The sequence below is a fragment of the Candidatus Syntrophosphaera sp. genome, from assembly GCA_019429425.1.
Classification (GTDB): domain Bacteria; phylum Cloacimonadota; class Cloacimonadia; order Cloacimonadales; family Cloacimonadaceae; genus Syntrophosphaera.
Window position 1 is genome coordinate 1 of sequence record JAHYIU010000105.1, and the last position, 6,969, is coordinate 6,969.

Here is a 6,969-nt window from a genome sequence, read left to right on the forward strand (position 1 = left end):
TTCGGATATTTGGTCCTTGAGAGGAACTTGCATGAGACACTCCTTTTGTGGTTATTAGTAGTGTCATTAAAATTCATGCCTCGTTCCTCTCAAGTTTTTTCTACCCACCATAATTGAACTTGAGCCAAAAAAAATGGTGGGCCCAGAGGGAGTCGAACCCCCGACCATCCGGTTATGAGCCGGAAGCTCTACCAGCTGAGCTATAGGCCCCTCACATTGTTCATTCCTTTGATTTTCGGGGCACTTTTCTGTCAAGCTAAATCGCCGCCCACAATACCAGTTGCACTCTGACAGACTGTCGGAAAGGAAAACACGATCAGGCAGAAGCAGAAAAAAAACAGGGCATGGCACGAGGCCAGGCCCTGATATTGTCTTTAACGATTGGATCTGGGTTAGGTCGCCAAAGCGTTGGCCATCCTCTGATGGAGGGTCTGGAATCTGGACAACTGGGCTGCGGTCATGTCCTTCGCGGCACCCAGTCTCTGATCCAAGGTTTCCGTCTGTTCCTTCATCTTCAGGAAGTCAGTCATGGCGGTCGGATCGCCCTGTTTCACCTTTCTGGAAAGCACGATCAGGCGGTTGACATAGCTTTCATAGGTATCCAGCACAGAGTCCCATTCATTGGCAACGACGGGGGGTTTGGGTGTGACTGGGGGCTTGGTCACGGGTTTTTCCACAACCACAGGATCTTCTTCGATGGGGACCACTTCCACATAGTTGGCATCGATGATCTCGAAGCCGGCAGCTTCGGTCATTATCATCTTGTGGATGGCCTTGTCCGTCACCACGCCTGATTCGAAGGTTACGAGCACCTGGTCTCCCAACTCTCCTTTGAGCAGATCCTGGATCTTTTCCACCGGGGAGGTCAGACTGAAAGGCTCAGCATAGGTGAGGGCAGTGCCGTTCTTGTCCAGCAGGACCAGTTTCCAGTCGGGATCGATGGCCGGAACTTCCGGTTCGATCTTGGCCATCAGTTCCAAGTTCGGGGTAAGGGTGATGGTGTTCATGACGGACTTCAATATGTAGTCCCCGTCCGCTACTTTCAAATGTTGCTTGGCGTCACCAGTGATCGAGACACCTTTTACGCTGAGGGTCAATTCCTTGGGCACGCTGCTGCAGGCCACCAACATCAACACAGCGACCAGCGCGACAGCCATAAGAACGTTTTTGTAACTCATCTTTTCTCCTTTGAAGCAAGTTGCCTTACTTCACAGTTATTATTTTGGGTTGAGCAGATTGTTTAATGCTATACTCTCTTGGGGGGCCCAAACCTTCACCCGGGCCATCCCCGGCCAAACACATTCTATATCCAAGAGCTTGATGCAGATTCTCTTACCTGATCCAACCACGAGGAAATGCACCTTATTTTTTCTTTTCAAAACCGTCAAGGTTTTTTCCTGAAGTTACCCCGGTTGCCTGCTCCCATAGCATTATTGCGCTCCGCCCAGCGCCTGGCAGTACGTGCTCCGAGATGTTTATGCAAATCAACAGATAAGTGAAATTACTTGACATATCTGCCAAATCCCCAGGAATGGCTTGGCGTTAGAAACAAGCGCAGGACGGTTGTGACAGATACATGAATCAGGCTGCCAGCACATGGCTGGGGATGATTTGGAGCATCCCCAGCAATACGCCGCCAGGTTTGGATCAGCATCAGGATAGTCTTGGGGAAGCCCCGAATGCAATGTAATGAGAAACGAATAATGCCGACAAGGAGCAGCGATCCATGAAGAAGATCAGCCTCAGCAAGACAGAACCAATTTTGTGGCACTTTCTGGTCAGCCTCACCGGCCTTGTGGCTTTGTACCAGCTCTATTTGCAGGCCTGGAAGGAAGTGGCCACGGCGTTGCTGACCCTGTCCATGTTTGTTTTCTTTGCCATGTATTCAAAATTCAAAAGCGTCAGATTCCCGCTGCCGTTGAGGTTTCTGGCCATAGGTCTGTGCCTGGTGTCGATCGTCTTTGGAGGCCTTGAGCAAAAATGGGAAACCGTGGGCATTGCCGTCATCGCGGTCCTTATCTTTCTCTGGCCCCTCAGGCTGCAGAGAAAGAGAAGGATGAAGATCCCCTCGCTGTTTCAGGTCATCATCTTCATCTACATTGTCGTGTCCATGCTTTTGGGAGAGGTCTTCCATTTCTATTACCATTACAGATGGTGGGACGTGATCGCCCACTTCAGTTCCGCCCCCTTCATCGGCTATGCTGGATTTGTCCTGGTCTATACCCTCAACCGTGACAAATACATCCATCGCCGGCTGAGCCCTTTTTTCATCGCTTTTTTCGCCTTGAGCTTTTCCATGCTGGTGGGGGTTGCCTGGGAGATCTTTGAGTATCTGGCCGACGCGATAACCGGGGCCAATATGCAGAAGGCGCGAGACCTTGAGCTTGTCTATGGCTATTTCGACACGCGCCTGGGCGTTCTGGACACCATGGAGGACATGATCGTCAATTTCCTCGGCGCATCCATCGTCTCTTTCCTTGGCTATCGCTATCTGAAGAAGCGCAGCAAGGACGTCCATGGTTTCTGGAGCGGCATAGACCAATTTTTCCATGACAATCCGGAGTTCTTCGAGAAGGACAAATCGGTCTGATCACTTCCCGCGGGCCTTCCGGGCCTGCTGACCCCGGTTTTGATCTTTGCTCCCCTGCGGGTGGAATAATTCCCTTTACTAATCTCCCGCTTCGGATATATTGTCTTGATAGGTGAAACATATGAGATTTCTGCAGATGATCCTCGTGCTGATGCTGATCAGCACAACCCTTGGCGCCACCAAATACGCCGGGGAGATATTCCAACTCGCGCCGGGAGTGCAAAACCTGGCCATGGGCAATACCGGCCTGACCTGGACCGGTTCTCTGGCCGGCGGATGGTGGAATCCGGCCTTGCTGGCCGTAGCTGAGAACAGCGGCGTGGAAGTGATGCGGGTGGAGCATTTCGAGGGCCTGATGCAGCAAAACCAGCTATCCGCCGTGTTTGGCGGAAAAACCCGCGCTTCCCTGCAGATCAACCATCTGGCCATTAACAAGATCAAGCTCACCGAACTGGAGGATCCCTCTGACACGCTCAGCAACGAAAACCGCCCCGTGGTCTGGAAAACGGTTGGCAACAACGACGTGATCCTCCAAGCCAGCCTGGCCCGTTCCCTGCGTGACAATCTGCACCTGGGCCTCACACCCAAGCTGGCCTACCGCAACCTGGCTGAGAACTCCGGATTCGGCTTCGGAGCGGACCTCGGCCTGCTCTGGGACTTGGGCAAGGGCTTCAAAGCCGCCGCCAACCTACGCGATTTCTTCTCCACCCAGATCATCTGGGAGAATGGCACCCACGAGATCGCCAGACCCAATCTTGACCTGGAACTGGGCTACGGCTTAAAACCTTTCAATAAGGACATTCCCGTCCATCTTGCCCTCCGCTCGCAAGTTTATGCCGAGGATCGCGGCGAAGCCTCCAATCTCGACGCCGGTATCTTCAGCGCCGACCTGCACGCGGGGATTCTGGTCCAGCCCATTCCAGCGCTGAACGTCATGGCGGGTTGGGACATCGACAGTTTCACCGCCGGGTTGGGAGTCCGCTGGAACAGCCTCGGACTCGATTACGCCTGGCGCAACGGGGCTCCGGACGCCCTGGGCTCCTCGCAAAGGCTGGCCCTCAGCTACCGATGGTGAAGATCGCCCTATTGGGCGCCACCGGATCCATTGGCGCTTCCACGCTGGAAGTGGTCAAGGAACAACGGGACCACTTTTCCCTGGCCCTGGTTTCGGCGCATGTCGATCATCGCTCTCTGGGCCGGATCGCCCAAGCATTCAATGTTCCCGTGATCGTTCTGACCGGGATCTCTGATCCCCTGCAGCAGAGCGCGATCCGGGCCGAATATCCCGATCTGCGCGTCCTCTTTGGCGAAGCCGAGCTGCTGCAAGCCCTGGCCGGTGAGGATTACGACCTTGCTTTAAACGCCATAAGCGGCTCGGCGGGCCTGCGCTCCAGCTTCGCGACCGCGGAGCGGGGCAAAAAACTGGCCCTGGCCAACAAGGAATCCCTGGTCATGGCGGGACACCTTTTGATCCCGCTGCTAAAGGAAAAGAGAGCCCAGATCGTCCCCGTGGACAGCGAGCACAGCGCCATCTTCCAAGCCCTCGGCCCCCATCCCCGCGTCGAGGTCAGAAAGCTCCACCTAACCGCTTCCGGAGGCGCTTTCCGCACATTGCCGCTTGAGGAATTTGCCAAGATCACGCCTGAACAGGCGCTGCGCCATCCCAATTGGGACATGGGGGCCAAGGTCACTCTCGACAGCGCCACCATGTTCAACAAGGCTCTGGAGGTGATGGAGGCGCATTGGCTGTTCGGATTGCCCTATGACAAGATCAGCGCGGTGCTGCATCCCCAGTCCGTGATCCATTCCCTGGTGGAGTTCGTCGATGGCTCTTTTCTGGCCCAGCTTTCCAGCCCGGACATGAAATTACCCATCCTCTACGCCCTATCGCATCCGGACCGTTTTCCCTCTCAGCTTGTTCAGACCAATCTGCTGGAATTGGGCGACCTGAACTTCGCGCCAATCGAGCCGGAGCGCTATCCCTTGTACTATCTGGGATTGGAGGTCGCGCGCGAGGGGGGCATCCTGCCCACGGTGCTGAACAGTGCCAATGAAGCCGCTCTGCAGCTTTTTCAAAGCGGAAAGATCGGATTTACGGGCATCCACCGGGTCTGCGAACGGGCCGTGAGCGCTTACCCCAATATCGCCGCACCCGGCCTGGAAAGCATCATCGAGGCCAACCAGGAAGTGCGGCAAGTCATTCTGGACAAATACAAATAGGCCTGGATTCCCTATCTGATCAGCACCAGCTTCCTGACCTGCGTTCCGGAGGGCGTGCGCAACCGGCAAAGATAAACCCCCGAGGCCAGGTCCCGGCTGTCGAGGCTGATCTGCTGTTCCCCGGAGCCCAATTCCCTGCGGAAGATCAATTCCCCGCGCAGGTTGTGGACGCTCAGAATTCCGCTTTCCCCTTTGGCCACGCAAGCTGTGATATTGGCCGTTTCGCCTTGGCGGAAAGGATTAGGCCAGGCTGCCGACAAGCTTGAAAGCCCCGCCAAGCCAGAAACAAGTTCATCCTCCACCGGCACTCCGGAATAGAGTTTGGCGATAAAGAGTTCAGACCCAGGCCCGTCCGCTGTCAGGCCGATCGGGCCAAAGGCCACCGAGCCAAAGAAAAACCCCGTTAAATAAGCGTTTGAGGCAGCGTCCACGGCGATCCCGATCCCATAAATGTGTTCGGGCCCTCCCGCCCGCCTGGCCCAGAGCCAGTTACCGTTGGAGTCCATTTTCGCGGCAAACAGGTCGTAATATCCATAACTGGTGAAGCTTGTGGCGCCAAAGCTGGCCGTTCCCCAGAATACTCCAGTGAGACAGACATTGCCCCAGCCATCCACGGCAATGGCGGAATCGTCATTCTGGGTGTGCAGTCCGCCCACTTCCCGCGCCCAGAGGAAGTTTCCCCCCGCGTCCATCTTAGCGGCGAAGTTTTTGTAGACGCTGGTCTCGGGAAGCGCGATGGAGCCGAAGTTCGCGGGCCCGTGATAAGTCCCGGTCAGATAGATCTCATCATCCGGACCGACAGCTATCCCGGAACCCCATTCCTGCCAGGCCCCTCCAGCCCTCACGGCCCAAAGCCAGTCTCCGCCCTGGTCCAGCTTGGCCGCGAAGATGTCATAGCTGCCTGCGGCAGTGATCACGGTATCGCCAAAATCCGCGCTGCCATTGATGTATCCTGTCAAATAGACATTTCCGGATGAGTCCAGAGCGACCGCCCGGCCCCGGTCCCAGCTTGATCCGCCCGCCCTTTGGGCCCAGACCCAGTTTCCGCCCGCATCGAGTTTGGCTACGAAAATATCGTAATCATAGGTTCCGGAGGAACTTAGGGAAATGCTGCCAAAGCTGGCCGAACCCAGGAACTGTCCGGTCACAAAGGCATTTCCGGCCCCATCCACGGCGATGCCGTAACTCTGGTCTTCATAATAATCCGGCATGGAGTCCGGACCGCCTGCCCGCACCGCCCAAAGCCAGTTTCCGCCCTGGTCCAGTTTGGCCACGAAGATGTCGCTGCCCCCGCCGCTGCTGAGGTGGAAAGGGCCGAAGAAGACGGCACCTGTGAATATCCCGGTCACATACACATAACCCGCGCTGTCGACCGCGATGCCCGTTCCCCTGTCATGGCCGATTCCACCAGCGCTTACGGCCCAGAGGAAATTACCCGCGCTGTCCAGCTTGCAGACGAACATATCGGAGTCGTAGTTATCCGCGCTGATGAGGGTGACGGAGCCAAACTCCACGCTGCCCCAGAAAAGGCCGGTCACATACTGATTTCCCTGGCTGTCCACCGCGATGGCGTGCCCCCGGTCATGCCCTATGTCGCCCGCGCGGACAGCCCAAACCCAGTCTGGCGCTTGCGCGGACATGCCGAGCGCGACCAAGGCGAAGGCGGCGCAGAACAGAAAACCTCTCATGTTTTTCAACTTTCCTCCCCGGATCCGTCCATGCGGATCTTCGCAACATTGTTATGCAAAAACGGTTCCTTATTACTATTTTACCCGCTTCCTGTCTTGTCAAGCAATTTCTCGCTCCCGGAAGGGCTTTCGCAGCTCCTGATCATCCCCAAGCCATCTTGTTATCGTTGTTTTGGGTCCATCTATCATCCATCTTTTCTGGGAAAAATCGTGGAGAATTAGTAAACCAGCCCCGGATCTCCCTCTTTCCACGCTGTCTATCACTTGTCTATCCACTGTCTATCACTTGTCTATAATAGACAAGTGATAGACAGTGGATAGACAAGTGATAGACAGCGTGGAAAGAGGGTGACCCGTCCTGAAATAGGTTGACCAAAAACCTATAGTAAGGAGTATGACCAATGAAGAAAACACGTCCCCAAGTCCGCTACAGCGAAGAGTTTAAACGCACAGTGGTAGAGGAGATCGAGG

At 55.5% G+C, this 6,969-nt stretch carries 5 protein-coding genes and 1 tRNA gene; 3 read left to right on the forward strand and 3 right to left on the reverse strand.

What is annotated here, in order from left to right; translation table 11 throughout:
* Positions 1-134 precede the first annotated feature (134 nt).
* Both K0B87_08965 and K0B87_08970 read right to left on the reverse strand, forming a co-directional pair.
* Positions 135-210 (reverse strand) — tRNA-Ile (locus K0B87_08965).
* Positions 211-392: 182 nt separating this feature from the next.
* Positions 393-1,178, reverse strand: coding sequence for a hypothetical protein (locus tag K0B87_08970; GenBank protein ID MBW6514867.1), 786 nt, complete (start codon positions 1,176-1,178; stop codon positions 393-395).
* Positions 1,179-1,726: 548 nt separating this feature from the next.
* On the opposite strand from K0B87_08970, the gene K0B87_08975 reads away from it, so the two are divergent.
* The 3 genes from K0B87_08975 (at position 1,727) to dxr (ending at position 4,810) form a co-directional block, all read left to right on the forward strand.
* Positions 1,727-2,590 carry a hypothetical protein gene (locus K0B87_08975; protein MBW6514868.1) on the forward strand — a complete coding sequence of 288 codons (864 nt, stop codon included), beginning with the start codon at positions 1,727-1,729 and terminating at the stop codon, positions 2,588-2,590.
* 121 nt (positions 2,591-2,711) lie between these two features.
* Entirely contained in the window at positions 2,712-3,665 is a 954-nt protein-coding gene (locus K0B87_08980) for a hypothetical protein (GenBank protein ID MBW6514869.1), read from the forward strand.
* The gene (gene dxr / locus K0B87_08985; GenBank protein ID MBW6514870.1) at positions 3,659-4,810 is read left to right on the forward strand and encodes a 1-deoxy-D-xylulose-5-phosphate reductoisomerase; all 1,152 of its coding nucleotides are present in this window, start codon (positions 3,659-3,661) and stop codon (positions 4,808-4,810) included. The genes K0B87_08980 and dxr overlap by 7 nt, the downstream gene beginning before the upstream one ends.
* Before the next feature lie 11 nt (positions 4,811-4,821).
* On the opposite strand, the gene K0B87_08990 is transcribed toward dxr, so the two are convergent.
* Positions 4,822-6,498, reverse strand: coding sequence for an SBBP repeat-containing protein (locus K0B87_08990; GenBank protein MBW6514871.1), 1,677 nt, complete (start codon positions 6,496-6,498; stop codon positions 4,822-4,824).
* Positions 6,499-6,969: the final 471 nt, after the last annotated feature.

Coding starts and splice junctions, on each gene's coding strand:
- K0B87_08970 (MBW6514867.1), bottom strand. CDS start 1,178: ATGAGTTACAAAAACGTTCTTATGGCTGTCGCGCTGGTCGCTGTGTTG.
- K0B87_08975 (MBW6514868.1), top strand. CDS start 1,727: ATGAAGAAGATCAGCCTCAGCAAGACAGAACCAATTTTGTGGCACTTT.
- K0B87_08980 (MBW6514869.1), top strand. CDS start 2,712: ATGAGATTTCTGCAGATGATCCTCGTGCTGATGCTGATCAGCACAACC.
- dxr (MBW6514870.1), top strand. CDS start 3,659: ATGGTGAAGATCGCCCTATTGGGCGCCACCGGATCCATTGGCGCTTCC.
- K0B87_08990 (MBW6514871.1), bottom strand. CDS start 6,498: ATGAGAGGTTTTCTGTTCTGCGCCGCCTTCGCCTTGGTCGCGCTCGGC.